This is a genomic window from Micromonospora sp. MP36 (genome assembly GCF_008119785.1).
Taxonomy (GTDB): Bacteria; Actinomycetota; Actinomycetes; order Mycobacteriales; family Micromonosporaceae; genus Micromonospora.
In genome coordinates this window covers 50,356-65,284 of record NZ_VSFA01000017.1, presented here as the reverse complement: position 1 = coordinate 65,284, position 14,929 = coordinate 50,356, and the positions used below count along the sequence as shown (strand labels likewise).

Below are 14,929 nucleotides of genomic sequence, written 5' to 3'. Positions count from 1 at the left end.
CCCGGACCCACGGCCAGGGCGACCAGGCCGCCGGGGTCGGGCCCGCCTCGACGGCGGCCGGGCCGGGGCGGGAGGAGGGAGGGTCCGCGAGCGCCTTGGTGGGCGCGACGATCGTGGCATGTGACAACCGGTCCTCCCTGTGTTCCCCTGTTGTCACGTGCCGCAGTGCTGCGCGGTTCACCCGGCCAGCAGGTCGGCGTGGTGCAGCACCACGCGCAGCCGGCCCGTCGCCGCCTCGGCCAGCCGCCGGTCCCGGTAGGACCCGGCCGCCCCGGCCAGCTCCGGCCGCTCCGCCACGGCCGCGTCGAGCCAGCCGACCAGCCACTCGGCGGTGAGCGCCGCCTGGTCCGGGCCGAGCCGCCACGGGCTGGCCCGGACCTGGGCGTCGACGCCCCGGCGGCGGAAGGCCGCCACCGTGGCGGCCACCGCGTCGGGCCCGAGCAGGGTCCGACCGTCGACGGTCCGGCGCTGGTGGGCGTTGAACGCGGCGGCGAACTCGGCGTCGAGCGGATCGGCCGGGGTGAACTCGACCCGGCCGAGCACAGTGATCGCGAACAGGGTAGGGCGGCCGGTGCAGGCGGCCGCCATCCGCTCGATCTCCTCGGCGGTGAGCATGTCCAGCAGCGCCGACGCGGTGACCAGGTGGGCGTCGGCGAGGTCGGCGGCCCGCAACCGGGTGATGTCGGAGCCGCAGGTCCGCACCGTGACCGGGCGGCCGTCGGCGGCGGCGATCAGGTCGACGGCGGCGTGCGCCCGCAGGTCGGCGTCCCGCTCGTGCAGCACCCAGTGCTGCGGTCCGGGCAGCCGGGGCGCGAGCCAGCGGACCATCGAGCCGGTGCCGCTGCCGAGGTCGTGCACGATCACCGGCCGGTGGGCGGGCAGACGGCGGCGGACCGCGTCGACCAGTTCGGCCGAGCGCGCCGCCGCGTCGGCGGGCTCGCGCAGCCGCAGCCAGTCGGCGAAATCGGGGGGAAGTAGCGTGGTCATGCCGCCGTCGTCTCCCTGAGGGCCGCCGCCACGCGCTCCGCGGTGACCGTCCAGCCAGTCAGGGTGTCCCGCCGCTGCCGGGCCGCGCCGCGCAGCCGGGCGCGCAGATCCGGTCCGGTGAGCCAGCGCCGCAGCGCCTCGGCCAGCGCCGCGGGGTCCTCGGGGGATACGAGCAGGCCGGGGCGAGCGCCGTCCGGGGTGTGCCCGAGCGCCTCCGGCAGCCCGCCGGTCGCGCTGCCCAGCACCGGTACGCCCCGCGCGAGCGCCTCGGTGACCGCCATTCCGTAGGTCTCCTGCCGGGACGGCAGGACCAGCAGGTCGGTACCGGCGTACGCGGCGGCCAGGGCGGCGCCGGAGCAGGGGCCCGGCAGCCGGACCCGGTCGGCCAGGCCGGCGTCGGTGAGCTGCCGCCGGAGCCGGTCGACGAAACCGGGATCGCGGGTGAGCGCGCCGACGCAGTCGCAGGTCCAGGGCAGGTCGGCGAGCGTGGCCAGGGCGGCGGCGAGCATGTCGTGCCCCTTGACCGGGGTGACCGCCGCGACGCAGAGAAGCCGGCCGCCGCCCGGCGATGCAGGGGCGAGCGGTGCCGGGTCCACGCCGGGCGGGGCGGCCCACACCCGCTCGGCCGGGAGCGGGTACCGGTCGAGCAGCCGGCGGCGGGTCCACTCGCTGGTGGTGACCACGCCGGCCGCCGCCGCCAGGGCCGCCCCCTCGACCTCGTCCTCCAGCGGCAGGTGCACCAGCACCACCAGACGCAGCCGCCGGGCGTGCGGCGCCAGCACCTCGGGCACCACCGAGGCGACCAGCCCGTCGAGCAGCACGAGCGCGCCGTCGGGCAACCCTGCGAGCAGCCCGGCGAGGGCGGCCCGCTCCCCCGGCCCGGGATGCGGCCAGCCGCCGGGCACCGGGTGCTCCCGCACCGTCCAGCCGAGGGCGGCCAGACCGTGGCAGGCCCGCCGGTCGTACGCGTTGCCGCCGCTGGGGGTGGCCGGGTCGTCGATGTCGCCCGGCAGCACCACGTGGACGACGCTCATCCGGCTACAGCGACCGCTCGTAGCTGGCCCAGGCGACATGCGACTCGTGCAGGGTGACGGTGATCCCGGCGAGGCCGCGGGCGCCCGCGCCGAGGCGGCCGGCGTGCACGGCGTCGGCGAGCCGGTCGGCGACCGTGCGGGCCAGCACCTCGGTGGTAGTGTTCACCCCGGCGAAGGCCGGCTCGTCGTCCAGGTTCCGGTAGGTCAGCTCGCCGAGCACGGCCTTGAGCTGCTCGGTGGCCAGGCCGATGTCGACCACGATCCCGTCGGCGTCCAGCTCCTCCCGGCGGAAGGTGGCGTCGACGACGAAGGTGGCGCCGTGCAGCCGCTGGGCCGGGCCGAACACCTCGCCCCGGAAGCTGTGGGCGACCATCATGTGGTCCCGGACGGTCACGCTGAACACGGATCACTCCTCGTCGTAGGTGATGAGGTGGCAGAGCGCGGGGAGCCGGCCGGAGGCCAGCCGGTCGAGCACGTCGGGCAGCTCGGCGAAGCGGGACGGGCCGGTGAGCAGCGCGTCGAACACCGGGTCGGCGAGCAGCTCCAGGGCCAGCGCCAGCCGGTCGGCGTAGCTCCGGTCGCCCCGCCGGGGCGAGACGGTGCCGACCTGGCTGCTGCGGATGCCGAGCCGCTTCGAGTGGAACGCGCCGCCCAGGGCCAGGGTGACCGGGCGGTCGCCGTACCAGCTCAGCTCGAGCACGGTGCGTTCCGGGCGGAGCAGGTCGAGCGAGCGTTGCAGCCCCTCGGCGGTGGCGCTGGCGTGCACCACCAGGTCCCGGTCGCCGGTCGCGTAGGCGGGCAGGGCGAAGTCGACCCCGAGCGCGGCGGCCACCTCGGCCCGCGCCGGGTCCGCGTCGACCAGCTCGGTGCGTACGCCGGGGAAGCGGGCCAGCAGGGCGGCCACGCAGCAGCCGACCATGCCCGCGCCGACCACGGTCACCCGGTCGCCGACCAGCGGCGCGGCGTCCCAGAGGGCGTTCACCGCCGTCTCCACCGTGCCGGCCAGCACCGCTCGGGCCGGCGGCACGTTCTCGGGTACGACCACCACGGCGTCGGCCGGCACCACGTACCGGGTCTGGTGCGGGTGCAGGCAGAAGACGTTCCGCCCGCGCAGCGCGTTCGGGCCCTCCTCGACGGTGCCGACGCTCAGGTAGCCGTACTTGACCGGGGCCGGGAAGTCGCCCTCCTGGAACGGGGCGCGCATGGTGGCGTACTGGTCGGTGGGGACCCGGCCGGTGAAGACCAGGGTCTCGGTGCCCCGGCTGACGCCGGAGTAGCGGGCGCGGACCAGCACCTCGTCGGGGCCGGGCGGCGGAAGGTCGACCGGGCGGAGCTCACCCTCGCCGGGGGCGCGGAGCCAGAAGGCGCGAGCTTCCCGGGTCACCAGTGCTCCTCTTCTCCACGTCCGGACCGAACCGGGCGGCCGAGTTCTCCGTGTTGATGGACAGGGGTTGTCGATCATAGACACGGAGGCAGAGTGTCCACGGTTCGAAACGGCCCACTGGTCGGGCTGATCGCTCAGTTCGCCCTGCTGGCCGGGCTCGCCGGCACGGTGGGCATCGGCGTCGCGGGCTGGGCCGCCGGCCTGGCGTACGGCGGGGTGCTCTGCGGCCTGCTGTGGCGCGGCCTGCGCGTGAGCGGCGCGCGGCGGCTCGGTCCCGCCGACCGGGTGACGCTCGCCCGGGCGCTGCTGGTCGGCGGGGTGCTGGCTCTCGTGGTGCCCGGCGGGGCTGGGCCGGCGCCGGCGGTGCTGGTCCCGCTGACCGCCGTGGCGCTGGCGCTGGACGCGGTCGACGGTCTGGTGGCCCGGCGCACCGGCACGGCCAGCGCCCTGGGTGCGCGGTTCGACATGGAGGTCGACGCGTTCCTGATCCTCGTGCTCAGCGCCCACGTGGCGCCGTCGATCGGCGGCTGGGTGCTGGCCATCGGCGGCATGCGGTACGCCTTCGTCGCGGCGAGTTGGGCGCTGCCCTGGATGCGCGGCAGCCTGCCGCCCCGGTACTGGCGCAAGGTCGTCGCGGCGGTCCAGGGCGTGGTGCTGGCGGTCGCGGCGAGTCACCTGCTGCCGCCGGTGGCGACCGCCGCGCTGGTCGCCGGCGCGCTGGCCCTGCTGATCGAGTCGTTCGGCCGTGACGTGGCCTGGCTGTGGCGGCACCGCCCGGCCCGCGCCACCACTTCGGTCGGGGCGCTTGCCCCAGTGCGGCCGGCACCGTCCGCGGCCGTCCCCGTCGACGTGGTCGGTCCGGCCGTGCCGGGCGGTCATCCCGCACGGCCGGCGCCCGTTCCCGCCCGGATCGCCGCTCACCAGCCGGTCTGACGCCCCCCTCTCACCCCCGCAGAGAAGGACCTCGCCGTGTCACCCCTCATCTCCCGGCGGCGGCTGGCCGCGGGCCCGCCCGTCCCGCCGCCCCGCACCCCGGCCTCGGCAACCTCGCCCGGGGAGCTCGGACCGCCGGAGGAGCCGATGTTGCCGGGCGGGGCGATCACGCCGGAGGAGGCGACCGCGCCACGCGAGGTGGCGGCGTCGCGGGGGCGCCGGATCCTGGCCGGGGCGGGCACCGGGCTCGCCGCGATGCTCGTGCTGGCGGCGCTGGTCGTACCCGACGAGCCGCACCGGCTCGGACCGGGCGCGTTCCTGCGGATCCCGCTGGAAGGGCTGGTCGCGGCGGGACTGCTGCTGGTGCTTCCGGCCCGGGTCCGCCGGCCGGTCGCGCTGCTGCTCGGCCTGGTGCTCGGGCTGCTCGTCCTGCTCAAGCTGCTGGACATGGGCTTCTTCGTGGCCCGCGACCGCCCGTTCGACGTGCTGCTCGACTGGGGGCTGTTCGACGACGGCTTCGGATTCCTGGCCGACTCGGTCGGCCGGGCCGGCGCGGTCGCCGCAGCGGCCGGGGCGCTGCTGCTCGCCGTCGGCCTGCCGGTCCTGGTGGCCCGGGGTGCGCTGCGGCTGGCCCGGGTGGTCGCCCGGCACCGGGCCGCCTCGGTACGGGTGGTCGCGGCGCTGTCGGTGCTCTGGCTGGGCTGTGCCCTGTTCGGGGTCCGGCTCGCCGGCGTTCCGGTCGCCGACCGGGACGCCACCAGGCTGGTCGCGGCGCACGCCGGGCAGTTCCGCGCCGGGCTGCGGGACCGTGTCGCGTTCGCCCGGGAGGCGTCCGTCGACGCGTACCGGGACGTCCCCGGCGACCGGCTGCTGACCGGGTTGCGCGGCAAGGACGTGCTGGTCGCGTTCGTGGAGAGCTACGGCCGGGACGCCGTCGAGGCCCCCGGGCTCGCGCCGGGCGTCAACGCGGTGCTCGATGACGGCTACCGCCGGCTGCGCGCGGCCGGGTACGACGCCCGCAGCGGCTTCCTCCGCTCGCCCACCTTCGGCGGCGGCAGCTGGCTGGCGCACGACACGCTGCTCTCCGGGCTGTGGGTCGACAACGACCAGCGCCACCGCGACCTGCTGGCCGGCAACCGGCTCACGCTGGGCGGCGCGTTCCACCGGGCCGGCTGGCAGACGGTCGGGGTGATGCCGGCCGCCACCCAACCGTGGCCGGAGGGGAAGTTCTTCGGCTTCGACCGCTACTACGGTGCCGAGCGGCTCGCCTACCGCGGTCCCAAGTTCAGCTACGCGCCGATGCCCGACCAGTACGCGCTGGCCACCTTCCAGCGGCTGGAGCGGGCGAAGCCGCACGCCCCGCTGATGGCGGAGATCCCGCTGATCTCCAGCCACTCGCCGTGGTCGGCGATCCCCCAGCCGGTGCCCTGGACGGCGGTCGGCGACGGCACGATCTACCACCGGGCCCGGATCGAGGGCCCGGTGCAGCGGGACAGCGCGGCGATCCGCGCCGGCTACCGGCAGTCGATCGAGTACACCCTGCGCACCCTGGTCTCGTACGTGCTGACGTACGGCGGGGACGACCTGGTGCTGGTCTTCCTCGGCGACCACCAGCCGGCGGCGCCGGTGACCGGCGAGCACGCCAGCCGGGACGTGCCGATCACCATCGTGGCGGCGGACCCGAGGGTGCTGAACCGGGTGGCCGGCTGGGGCTGGCAGGACGGCCTGCGCCCCGGGCAGCAGGCCCCGGTGTGGCCGATGGACGCCTTCCGGGACCGCTTCCTCGCCGCCTTCGGCCCAACCCACTGAGCCGGCCGCTCCACGGCGAGTGCCGGCGACCCCGCGGGTCGCCGGGCGCGTCGTCGTCAGGCGGCGTCGCGCCGCTGGTCGCTGGCCATCGGGTCGGGCGTCTCCCGGGTCGCGGGTCGCTGTCCGCCGCCGCGGGCCACCCGCATCGCCCGGCGGGCGTAGACCATCGGCGCGCAGGGCGCGCCCTGGTCGACGCAGAGCAGGCTGGTGCAGACGCCCGTGGCGTCGGGTCGGTGAGCGGCGGCCACGTCGTACGCCACCCGCCACAGCAGCGGGTCGGTCACGTCGTCCGGCAGTACGGCGTCGTGACTGGGCCGAATGCGGGTCGTCTCGGGCACCCCTTCCCCTTTCGTCGTCACTCCGTCGTCCGATGACCGAGCAGTTTGACGTCAAACCTGCCCCGGCCGACCGGTGACCGTCCATGAGGCGTCCGTCACTCAGGGGTTTCTCAGGCCGGGTATGCCCGCGTCTCCGCCGCTTTGACCGCCGCCCAGACCGGCTGGCCGGGGTGCAGCCGCAGTTGGGCGGCCGCGGCGGGGGTGACGTCGGCGGCCACCGCGACCGGCCCGTCGAGCTGGACGCGCAGGTTGTCGCCGTGCCGCTGCACCCCGGTCACGGTGGCCGGCCAGACGTTGCGTGGGCTGCCGTCGGGGCGGACCGGGTGCAGCGCGACGGCGGCGGGTGGGAAGGCGACGAAGGCGTCCCCGTGCACCGTGTCCGCCGCGGTGAGGGTGAGCCCGCCGACGGTGACCCGGTGCCCGTCGGCCCGGCCCCGGTGCAGGTTGAGGCCGACCAGCCGGGCGACGTAGTCGGTGCGCGGGCGGGCGGTGACGCTCGCCGCGTCGCCCTCCTGGACCACCCGTCCGTGCTCGACGATGACCAGCCGGTCGGCCAGCACCAGGGCATCGAGGGGGTCGTGGGTGACCAGCAGGGTGGCGCCGGGATGGTCGCCGAGGTGCCGCTGGAGTTCGGCGCGGGTGTCCAGCCGGGTACGCGCGTCCAGCGCGGCGAGGGGCTCGTCGAGCAGGAGCAGGGTCGGCTCGACGGCGAGGGCCCGGGCCAGGGCGACCCGCTGGGCCTGCCCGCCGGAGAGCTGCCGCGGCTTGTGTCGGGCCTGCCCGCCCAGGCCGACCCGGTCCAGCCAGTTTCCCGCCCGGGCTCGGGCGGTACGCCGGTCGGCGCCGTGCCGGCGCGGCCCGAACGCGACGTTGTCGAGTGCGCTCAGGTGCGGGAAGAGCAGGTAGTCCTGGAACACCACGCCCACCGGCCGCCGCTCGGGCGGCACCCACACCCGCCGGTCGGGCCGGTCGAGATCGACCTGGGCGAGGGTGAGGTGCCCGGCGGTGAGTGGGTGCAGCCCGGCCAGGGCACGCAGGGCGGTGGTCTTGCCGGCGCCGTTCGGGCCGAGCAGGGCGACCACCTCTCCCGCCGCGATCCGCAGCCGGATGTCGAGGTGGAAGGCGCCCCGGTCGGCGACCAGGTGCGCGTCGAGCAGCGGCGGGGTGGTCACGGGGCGCTCACCCACCGGTCGCGCAGCCCGGCGAGGATGGCGACGGAGACGGTGAGCAGGATGAGGCTGAGCACGATCGCGGCCTGCAGGTCGGTTTCCAGGGCCAGGTAGACGGCGAGCGGCATGGTCTGCGTCCGGCCGGGATAGTTGCCGGCGAAGGTGATCGTCGCGCCGAACTCGCCGAGCGCGCGGGCCCAGCACAGCACCGCTCCGGCCGCGACTCCGGGGGCGACCAGCGGCAGCGTGACGTGGGTGAAGGTGGTCCAGCGCCCGGCCCCGAGGGTGGCGGCCGCCTCCTCGTACCGCGGGTCGGCCCCGCGCAGCGCGCCCTCCACGGCGATGACCAGGAACGGCATGGCGACGAACGCCTCGGCGAGCACCACCCCGGCGGTGGTGAACGGCAGGGTGACCCCGAAGGTGGCGTCCAGCCAGGAGCCGAGCAGGCCGCGCCGGCCGAACACCAGCAGCAGCGCCACCCCGCCGACCACCGGGGGCAGCACCAGCGGCACGGTGACCAGGGCCCGGATCAGCCGCCGGCCGGGGAACCGCACCCGGGCCAGCAGCCAGGCCAGGGGTATGCCGAGGGCGACGCAGAGCAGCATGGCGAGGGTGGCGGTCTCCAGCGACAGCCGCAGCGCGGTAAGCACGCCCGGCTGGGCCAGCCGCCGGGGCAGCGTGCTCCACGGCGTCCCGGCCAGCAGCCCGACCAGCGGCAGGACGAGGAACAGCAGCCCGAGCCCGGCGGGGAGCAGCAGGGCCAGCGGTACCCGCTGCCGGGGGCGCGGGGTACGGGTCACTGGTCCGGCGGGGCCTGGAAGCCGGCGGCGGTGAGCACGGTCCGGCCCGCGGCGGAGCGGACGTAGTCGACGAAGGCCCGCGCGCCGGCCGGGTTGTCGGCCCGCTTGAGCACCACGATCGGGTAGTCGTTGACCGCGCGGGTGGACTCGGGGAACTCGACCGCGTCCAACTCGGCGGCGGCCGCCCGGACGTCGGTGCGGTAGACCAGCGCGGCGTCGACCTCGCCGAGCTTGACCTTGGCCAGCGCGCCCTTGACGTCCTGTTCGAGCGTGGCCGGGGTGAGCTTGACGGCGGCGGCTTCCAGTGCCATCTTCGCTGCCGCGCCACAGGGCACCTGCTCGGCGCAGAGCGCCACCTTCACCCCGGGCCGGGCCAGGTCGGCCAGGCCCGCGATCCGGTGCGGGTTGCCCTTGGGTACGGCGATGACGAGCTGGTTGCGGACCAGGGTGACCGGGGCGCCGGCGGCGTCGCCCGCGTCGGTGACGGTCTTCATGGTGGCCGGCGAGGCGGCGGCGAAGACGTCGGCCGGGGCCCCCTGGGTGATCTGTGTGGCGAGCGCCGAGCTGCCGGCGAAGTTGAAGACGACCGTGGTGCCGGGGTGCGCGGCCTCGAAGTCCCGGCCGAGCGTCGTGAAGGACTCGGTGAGCGAGGCGGCGGCGAAGACGGTCACCCGGCCGCCGCCGTCCTGGGCGGTCGGCTCGTCGCCGCCGCAGCCGGTCAGGCTGAGGGCCAGCGCCGCCACCCCGGCGAGGGCGGCGCGGATCCACCGCAGCGTCATGGGCTGGTCCTCCCCTTCGTGGTAGGGGCGCGTTCCACCACGACGGTGGTCGACTTGATCACGGCGACGGCCACCGAGCCGACCTGGAGGTCGAGGTCGTCGACCGCCTCGCGGCTCATCAGCGACACGATCCGGAACGGCCCGGCCTGGATGTCGACCTGGGCCATGACGGTGTCCTTGATCACCGCGGTGACGATCCCGCGCAGCCGGTTGCGCGCGGAGGACAGTTCCGGGTGCCCCGGGGCGCGGACGAACGCGGCCAGGTCGACTCCCTCGATCACCCGGTGGCCGTGCTCGTCGCGGCTCGCTGCCAGCCGGCCGGCGTCGATCCAGCGGCGGACCGTGTCCGCGCTGACCCCGAGCAGCTCGGCGGCCTCGCCGATCCGGAACACCGTCACGCGGTCACCCTAGCTGCTCGCACCTGCGGCAGGGAAGACCAGATGGCGCTCGCAGATTCGAGGGACCACCCGGGCTCAGGGGTGGCTTCTGCGGCGGCTACCTGATCTTGCGGGTCGACCGGACCACGATGTTCTCGTACTCGGGGTGCTTCTCGAGCCACCCGCTGAGGAACGGACAGATCGGCACCACCGTCCGGCCCTTGGCCCGCGCGTCGTCCATCACCGTCCGGGCCAGGGTCGACCCCACACCCTGGCCCTCGAACTCCGGGTCGACCTCGGTGTGGGTGTAGGCGATGATGTTGCCGGTCAGCTGGTAGGTGACCAGCCCGGCGAGCTTGCCCGCCTCGTCCCGCGCCTCGAAGCGCTCCCGCTCGGGCACGTCTGTCACGGTGAACTGCACGCCACCATCCAACCACGGCGGTCAGCGGGCCCCCGGGTCCCCGGGGGTCAGCCGCACCCACCGCAGCGTCTGGGCGTTCAGGGCGACGACGATCGTCGACGCGGACATCAGCACGGCCGCTGCGGCCGGGCTGAGCGAGACACCGGCCCAGGCGAAGACACCGGCGGCCACCGGAATCGCCACCACGTTGTAGCCGGCCGCCCAGATCAGGTTCTGCACCATCTTGCGGTAGGACGCCTTGGACAGCCGGACCGCGGCCGGCACACCGCGCGGGTCGGAGGAGGCGAGCACCACCCCGGCCGACTCGATAGCCACGTCCGTGCCGGCGCCGATGGCCAGCCCGACATCGGCGCGGGCGAGCGCCGGCGCGTCGTTGACGCCGTCGCCCACCATCGCCACCCGGTGGCCACGCTCTCGCAGGCCAGCCACGATCTCGTCCTTGTCGGCGGGCAGCACCTCGGCGAACACCTCGTCCACGCCGGGCCGGAACCCGAGGTCGGCCGCGACCGCCTCCGCCACCGGGCGGGCGTCGCCGGTGATCATCGCGATCTTCCGGACCCCGAGCCGGCGCAGCTCGACGATGGCCTCGCGGGCCTCGGGGCGTACCTCGTCCTCCAGCGCCAGCGCGCCGACGACCCGCGCGGCGTCGTCGAGGCGGACCAGGTAGAGCACGGCGGCGCCCCGCGCCGCCCACTCCGCGTCGGCGCGGCGCAGCCCGTCCGGAACCTCGGCGGGCAGTTCCCGCAGCAGGGCGGGCCCACCCACCGCGTACGCGGTCCCGGCCACGGTGGCCCGCACCCCGCGTCCCGGCAGCGAGCGGAAGTCGGTGCCGGCGGCCGGGCCGACCCGCTGGGCCGCCGCGACGATGGCCCGCGCGAGCGGGTGCTCGCTGTCGGCCTCCACCCCCGCGGCCAGCCGCAGCACCTCGTCCTCGGCGACGCCGTCGGCGGCGGCGACCCCGGTCACCGTGTGCTGCCCCTTGGTGAGCGTGCCCGTCTTGTCGATCAGCACCGCGTCCACGCTGCGCATCCGCTCCAGCGACAGGCGGTCCTTCACCAGGATCCCGACCCGGGCCGCCACGCTGGTCGACAGGGCGATGACCAGGGGGATGGCCAGGCCCAGGGCGTGCGGGCAGGAGATCACCAGCACGGTGATGGTGCGTACCACGGCCTCGTCGACCCGACCCAGGGCGGCCCAGACGACCAGGCTGACCAGCGCGGTCGTGGTGGCGACGTAGACCAGCCACGCGGCGAACCGGTCGGCGAGCGCCTGAGCCCGGCCGCCGGCCTGCTGCGCCTGGGCGACCAGCCGCTGGATGCCGGCCAGCGCGGTGTCCTCCCCCACCGCGTCGACGCGTACCCGCAGGGCCGAGTCGGTGGCCACCGTGCCCGCCACCACCCGGTCCCCGGTCCCACGCGGCACCGGCCGCGACTCCCCGGTGATCATCGATTCGTCCAGCTCGGCGGCGCCCTCGACGACGTGCCCGTCCGCGGGTACCCGCCCGCCGGGGCGGACCAGCACCAGGTCACCCGGCCGCAGCTCGGCCACCGCCACCCGCTGCCCGGCGCCGTCCGGCCCGACCCGCTCGGCCTCGTCGGGCAGCAGGGCGGCCAGCGCGGCCAGGGCGCCGCGCGCCTGACCGATCGCCGTCATCTCCTGCCAGTGGCCGAACAGCATGATGGTGACCAGTGCGGCGAGCTCCCACCAGAAGTCGAGGTGGAAGACGCCGACGGTGGTCGCCACCGAGGCGAGGTACGCCACGGTGATCGCCATCCCGATCAGTAGCATCATGCCGGGCGCCCGGTCCCGCACCTCCCGGACGGCCCCGACCAGGAACGGCCAACCGCCGTATCCGAACACCACCGAGCCGAGCACCGGGCCCACCCACGACACGCCCGGGACGTCGAGCGAGTAGTGCAGCCAGCTCATCACCAGGTGACTGGTGAGCACGATCGGGACGGTCAGCGCCAGGCAGAGCCAGAACCGGCGGCGGAACATCGCCGGGTCGTGGCCGGCGTGCTCGTCGTGCCGGTGCTGCGGGTTCGCGGCACGGGTGCCGCCGTGCTGCCCGCCGTTGTGCTCCACCGGCCTCGCCTCCCGCGGATTCCCTTCGCACGCTACGTTCCCGGCGCGCCGCAGCCGGTGCAAACGACCGGACCAACGGGTGCCGGGGAGGGCAGCGCGCCGGTAGGGACGCGCGCCGCGGGTTACCCTCGGCTCACGACGAGCCGGGGGGGGCGGCATGAGCAGCCAGACGACGGAGACGGTGATGCCGGCGGCGTTCTTCGGGCACGGCAATCCGATGAACGCCCTGGAGGTCAACCGCTACACGGCCGCCTGGCGGGAGTTCGGCCAAGCGGTGCCCCGGCCGCGGGCGATCCTGGTGGTCTCGGCCCACTGGTACATCGGCGCCACCGCCGTCACGGCGATGCCCCGGCCGCGCACCATCCACGACTTCTACGGCTTCCCGCAGGCGCTGTTCGACGTGCGCTACCCGGCGCCCGGGCTGCCCGAACTGGCCGAGGAGATCAGCGACGCGGTGCATCCCACCTGGGTCGGCGCCGACCTCGACTCGTGGGGGATCGATCACGGCACCTGGTCGGTGCTGACGCACGCCTTCCCCGACGCGGACATCCCGGTGGTGCAGCTCAGTATCAACGCGTTCAAGCCGCTGGACTACCACCTCGACCTCGGCGCCCGGCTCGCGCCGCTGCGCGAGCGCGGCGTCCTCGTCGTGGCCAGCGGCAACGTGGTGCACAACCTGGGTGGGGTGGATCCGCGGCTGACCGACGAGGGTTTCGACTGGGCGCGGCGCTTCGACGACGCGGCCCGGGACATCATGCGGGACCGCCCGACCGAGGCGGCCCGGCTGGACGGGCACCGCGACTTCGACCTGGCCGTGCCGACCCCGGACCACTTCATCCCGCTGCTATATCTGGCCGGGTTGGCCGGCGCCGCCGACGGTCGGCCGGACGTGCTGGTCGACGGGTACGCGTACGGGTCGCTGTCGATGACGGCGTACACGCTCGGGCTCCGCTGCCACCGGGAGGAGCGGGCCGTCGGCGTGCCCTCGCTGCCGAAGGACGTGCCGCCGGACTCGGCCAACATCTGACCGCAGATCATGCCGGCGTAGCGCGATCAGCCACATGCCCTGCCGAAAACTGCAACGAAATGCGGCCCCGGGACGACCTGATGTTGTGACCGACGTACAGACGTCCACGCCGCCTGCCCCACCTGAGTTCGTCTATCGCGAGCATCGGGTGAGTCTGCTGCGCTTGGCCTACCTGCTCACCGGCTCGCGCGAACAGGCCGAGGACCTTGTGCAGCAGGCTTTCGCCACGGCCTTCGACCGCTGGTCGTCGATCGAAGAGCCGGTGCCCTACCTCAAGCGCGCCATCGTCAACATGGCGCAGGACGCGCATCGCCGCAGCGCTCGGGCGCGTCTGTTCCACCTGCGCGCACGAGTCGAGCCAGTTACCGAACAGCCGGAGATCGACGAGACCTGGGCTCACGTGCAGCGGTTGCCCTACCGGCAGCGCGCCGTGGTCGTTCTGCACTACTACAGCGATCTGCCACTGCAGCAGATCGCTGACCTCCTCTCCCGGCCCGCCGCCACCATCCGCTCGGACCTACGGCGCGCCCTCGACCGCCTCAGGAAGGCTCTGGCATGAAGACGATTTTCATCCGGCGCCGCGCCGGACGCAGGCCCCTGGCCCCGCCCGACCTCGACCGGCGGCTGCGCCGCAGCCTGCACAGCGTCGCGACCGCCATGCCGGAAAGCCCGGCCGCGTCGGAGAGGCCAGCAACGGCGCGGAAGCCCCGACGCACCCGGCGCCGCGTGGCTCTGGCCATGGCTGCCCTGGTGATCCCGCTGACCGCCGCGGGTTTCCTTCTCGGCCCCGAGTACGTCGACCAGATTCCTCCGAAGAACCCACTGCTCAGCGGCGACGCACACGGCGAGCGCTACTGGCTGATTCCGGGTCGGGTGGTTGACGACTGTGGCCAGCCACTTTCCGCCGTCGAACTCGTGGTCGAAGACCAGAACGCCGTGGGCAAGGAGTGGAACACCGTGGGCATCGCCTACGGGGACCCCATCATTCGGGAAGCAGACCACACGACGTGTGGCGTCGATGAGTCCGCCTGGTTGGCCGACCCGACGCGCTTCGTGTGGGGCCGCGTCGATATCGCCGATGATCGGATCTACCTGGTGGCCATGCACCCGAACGTGAGATCGATCAAGGTTGTCACGGCCGCCGGTACCCAGACAATCGCCACGGTGCCCACGCCAGCGCGGCCGGACGGGCCCCGCTACGCCGCCTTCGACGTGCCCGAGCGCTCCACGAGCATCATCGCCACCCTGCTCGACGCAACCGGGCAACCCATCCCTGGTGGCGAGCGCGACATGGCCAAGCGCTCATAGCGCAAAAGGTGAGTGGGCTGCCAGGAGTTCGCGACCGGTTTCAGCAGGTCAAGGGGCTCCCTGTGCCGCTCCGCCGGGCCGGCCCGGAATTACCGCGCCGGCCCGGAGCCGATGTCCGGGCGGGTCACCGGATTTCGGCCCTGCCAGGGCCACCGGCCCGCGAGTTCCACCTCCAGCGAGATGCTGAGGAAGGTCCGGACCAGCACGATCAGGGCCAGGACGCCGACGCTGGCGAAGGTGGGCGAGACCGCCACGGTACGGATGATGTCGCCGCCGACCAGGAACTCCAGGCCGAGCAGGATGGCCCGTCCGACGCCCTGCCGGTAGGGCGGGTAGACGTCGATCAGCCGGCGGGTCCGCCACCAGCCGCGCGCGAAGACGACCGTGGCCATGGTGGCGCCCACGGCGATGACCAGCACCCCGGCGAGGTCCAGGAACGCGCCGGTCAGCTGGATGATCTCCCTGATCGGCACCCCGC

General features: G+C 74.8%; 16 protein-coding genes and 1 pseudogene. 5 read left to right on the top strand and 12 right to left on the bottom strand.

Annotation, left to right across the window (positions count from 1 at the left end):
* Positions 1 to 177 precede the first annotated feature (177 nt).
* The 4 genes from FXF52_RS15660 to FXF52_RS15645 are packed head-to-tail and all read right to left on the bottom strand — an operon-like array spanning position 178 to position 3,405.
* Positions 178 to 987: an SAM-dependent methyltransferase gene (locus FXF52_RS15660; protein WP_148797628.1), complete on the bottom strand. Its 810-nt coding sequence runs from the start codon at positions 985 to 987 to the stop codon at positions 178 to 180.
* Positions 984 to 2,021, bottom strand: coding sequence for a glycosyltransferase family 4 protein (locus FXF52_RS15655; RefSeq protein ID WP_148797627.1), 1,038 nt, complete (start codon positions 2,019 to 2,021; stop codon positions 984 to 986). Before FXF52_RS15655 ends, FXF52_RS15660 begins: the two co-directional genes overlap by 4 nt.
* 4 nt (positions 2,022 to 2,025) lie before the next feature.
* Positions 2,026 to 2,424 (bottom strand): 6-carboxytetrahydropterin synthase, encoded by a 399-nt coding sequence (locus FXF52_RS15650; protein WP_148797626.1) that lies wholly within the window; start codon positions 2,422 to 2,424, stop codon positions 2,026 to 2,028.
* A 3-nt stretch (positions 2,425 to 2,427) separates the two neighbouring features.
* A complete protein-coding gene (locus tag FXF52_RS15645) occupies positions 2,428 to 3,405 on the bottom strand; it encodes a zinc-binding alcohol dehydrogenase (protein ID WP_148797625.1) in 978 nt (325 codons plus the stop codon).
* 93 nt (positions 3,406 to 3,498) lie between these two features.
* Here FXF52_RS15645 and FXF52_RS15640 point away from each other — a divergent pair.
* Both FXF52_RS15640 and FXF52_RS15635 read left to right on the top strand, forming a co-directional pair.
* Positions 3,499 to 4,233 (top strand): annotated as a pseudogene (locus FXF52_RS15640) (CDP-alcohol phosphatidyltransferase family protein); the annotation flags it as partial.
* A gap of 141 nt (positions 4,234 to 4,374) precedes the next feature.
* Positions 4,375 to 6,147, top strand: a complete 1,773-nt coding sequence (locus FXF52_RS15635) for a sulfatase-like hydrolase/transferase (protein ID WP_148797623.1) — start codon at positions 4,375 to 4,377, stop codon at positions 6,145 to 6,147.
* A gap of 56 nt (positions 6,148 to 6,203) precedes the next feature.
* Here FXF52_RS15635 and FXF52_RS15630 read toward each other — a convergent pair whose 3' ends face one another.
* The 7 genes from FXF52_RS15630 to FXF52_RS15600 all read right to left on the bottom strand — a co-directional run bounded on the left by FXF52_RS15630 (position 6,204) and on the right by FXF52_RS15600 (position 12,116).
* On the bottom strand, positions 6,204 to 6,485 hold the full coding sequence (locus FXF52_RS15630) for a hypothetical protein (RefSeq protein WP_148797622.1): 282 nt from the start codon (positions 6,483 to 6,485) through the stop codon (positions 6,204 to 6,206).
* Positions 6,486 to 6,595: 110 nt separating this feature from the next.
* Complete coding sequence (locus FXF52_RS15625; protein WP_370517989.1) at positions 6,596 to 7,657, bottom strand: ABC transporter ATP-binding protein; 1,062 nt, start codon at positions 7,655 to 7,657, stop codon at positions 6,596 to 6,598.
* Entirely contained in the window at positions 7,654 to 8,454 is an 801-nt protein-coding gene (locus tag FXF52_RS15620) for an ABC transporter permease (RefSeq protein ID WP_148797620.1), read from the bottom strand. The genes FXF52_RS15625 and FXF52_RS15620 overlap by 4 nt, the downstream gene beginning before the upstream one ends.
* The gene (modA, locus tag FXF52_RS15615) at positions 8,451 to 9,218 is read right to left on the bottom strand and encodes a molybdate ABC transporter substrate-binding protein (RefSeq protein ID WP_187413520.1); all 768 of its coding nucleotides are present in this window, start codon (positions 9,216 to 9,218) and stop codon (positions 8,451 to 8,453) included. The genes FXF52_RS15620 and modA overlap by 4 nt, the downstream gene beginning before the upstream one ends.
* Positions 9,219 to 9,229: 11 nt before the next feature.
* Complete coding sequence (locus tag FXF52_RS15610) at positions 9,230 to 9,631, bottom strand: molybdopterin-binding protein (RefSeq protein ID WP_148797618.1); 402 nt, start codon at positions 9,629 to 9,631, stop codon at positions 9,230 to 9,232.
* Between the two features lie 97 nt (positions 9,632 to 9,728).
* Positions 9,729 to 10,031: a GNAT family N-acetyltransferase gene (locus FXF52_RS15605; protein WP_148797617.1), complete on the bottom strand. Its 303-nt coding sequence runs from the start codon at positions 10,029 to 10,031 to the stop codon at positions 9,729 to 9,731.
* 21 nt (positions 10,032 to 10,052) lie between these two features.
* Positions 10,053 to 12,116: a heavy metal translocating P-type ATPase gene (locus FXF52_RS15600; protein WP_255472003.1), complete on the bottom strand. Its 2,064-nt coding sequence runs from the start codon at positions 12,114 to 12,116 to the stop codon at positions 10,053 to 10,055.
* Between the two features lie 157 nt (positions 12,117 to 12,273).
* Between FXF52_RS15600 and ygiD the strand changes: the two genes are divergently transcribed.
* From ygiD to FXF52_RS15585, 3 genes are all read left to right on the top strand, one after another.
* Positions 12,274 to 13,143: a 4,5-DOPA dioxygenase extradiol gene (gene ygiD, locus FXF52_RS15595; protein WP_255472002.1), complete on the top strand. Its 870-nt coding sequence runs from the start codon at positions 12,274 to 12,276 to the stop codon at positions 13,141 to 13,143.
* An 85-nt stretch (positions 13,144 to 13,228) separates the two neighbouring features.
* Entirely contained in the window at positions 13,229 to 13,702 is a 474-nt protein-coding gene (locus FXF52_RS15590) for an RNA polymerase sigma factor (protein ID WP_187413518.1), read from the top strand.
* The gene (locus FXF52_RS15585) at positions 13,699 to 14,451 is read left to right on the top strand and encodes a hypothetical protein (protein WP_148797615.1); all 753 of its coding nucleotides are present in this window, start codon (positions 13,699 to 13,701) and stop codon (positions 14,449 to 14,451) included. The genes FXF52_RS15590 and FXF52_RS15585 overlap by 4 nt, the downstream gene beginning before the upstream one ends.
* An 89-nt stretch (positions 14,452 to 14,540) precedes the next feature.
* Here FXF52_RS15585 and FXF52_RS15580 read toward each other — a convergent pair whose 3' ends face one another.
* A complete protein-coding gene (locus FXF52_RS15580) occupies positions 14,541 to 14,924 on the bottom strand; it encodes a DUF1622 domain-containing protein (protein ID WP_148797614.1) in 384 nt (127 codons plus the stop codon).
* Positions 14,925 to 14,929 lie beyond the last annotated feature (5 nt).

Bases quoted from the DNA above. Each gene is read 5' to 3' on its own strand.
- FXF52_RS15660 (WP_148797628.1), bottom strand. From the start codon at position 987: ATGACCACGCTACTTCCCCCCGATTTCGCCGACTGGCTGCGGCTGCGC.
- FXF52_RS15655 (WP_148797627.1), bottom strand. From the start codon at position 2,021: ATGAGCGTCGTCCACGTGGTGCTGCCGGGCGACATCGACGACCCGGCC.
- ygiD (WP_255472002.1), top strand. From the start codon at position 12,274: ATGAGCAGCCAGACGACGGAGACGGTGATGCCGGCGGCGTTCTTCGGG.
- FXF52_RS15585 (WP_148797615.1), top strand. From the start codon at position 13,699: ATGAAGACGATTTTCATCCGGCGCCGCGCCGGACGCAGGCCCCTGGCC.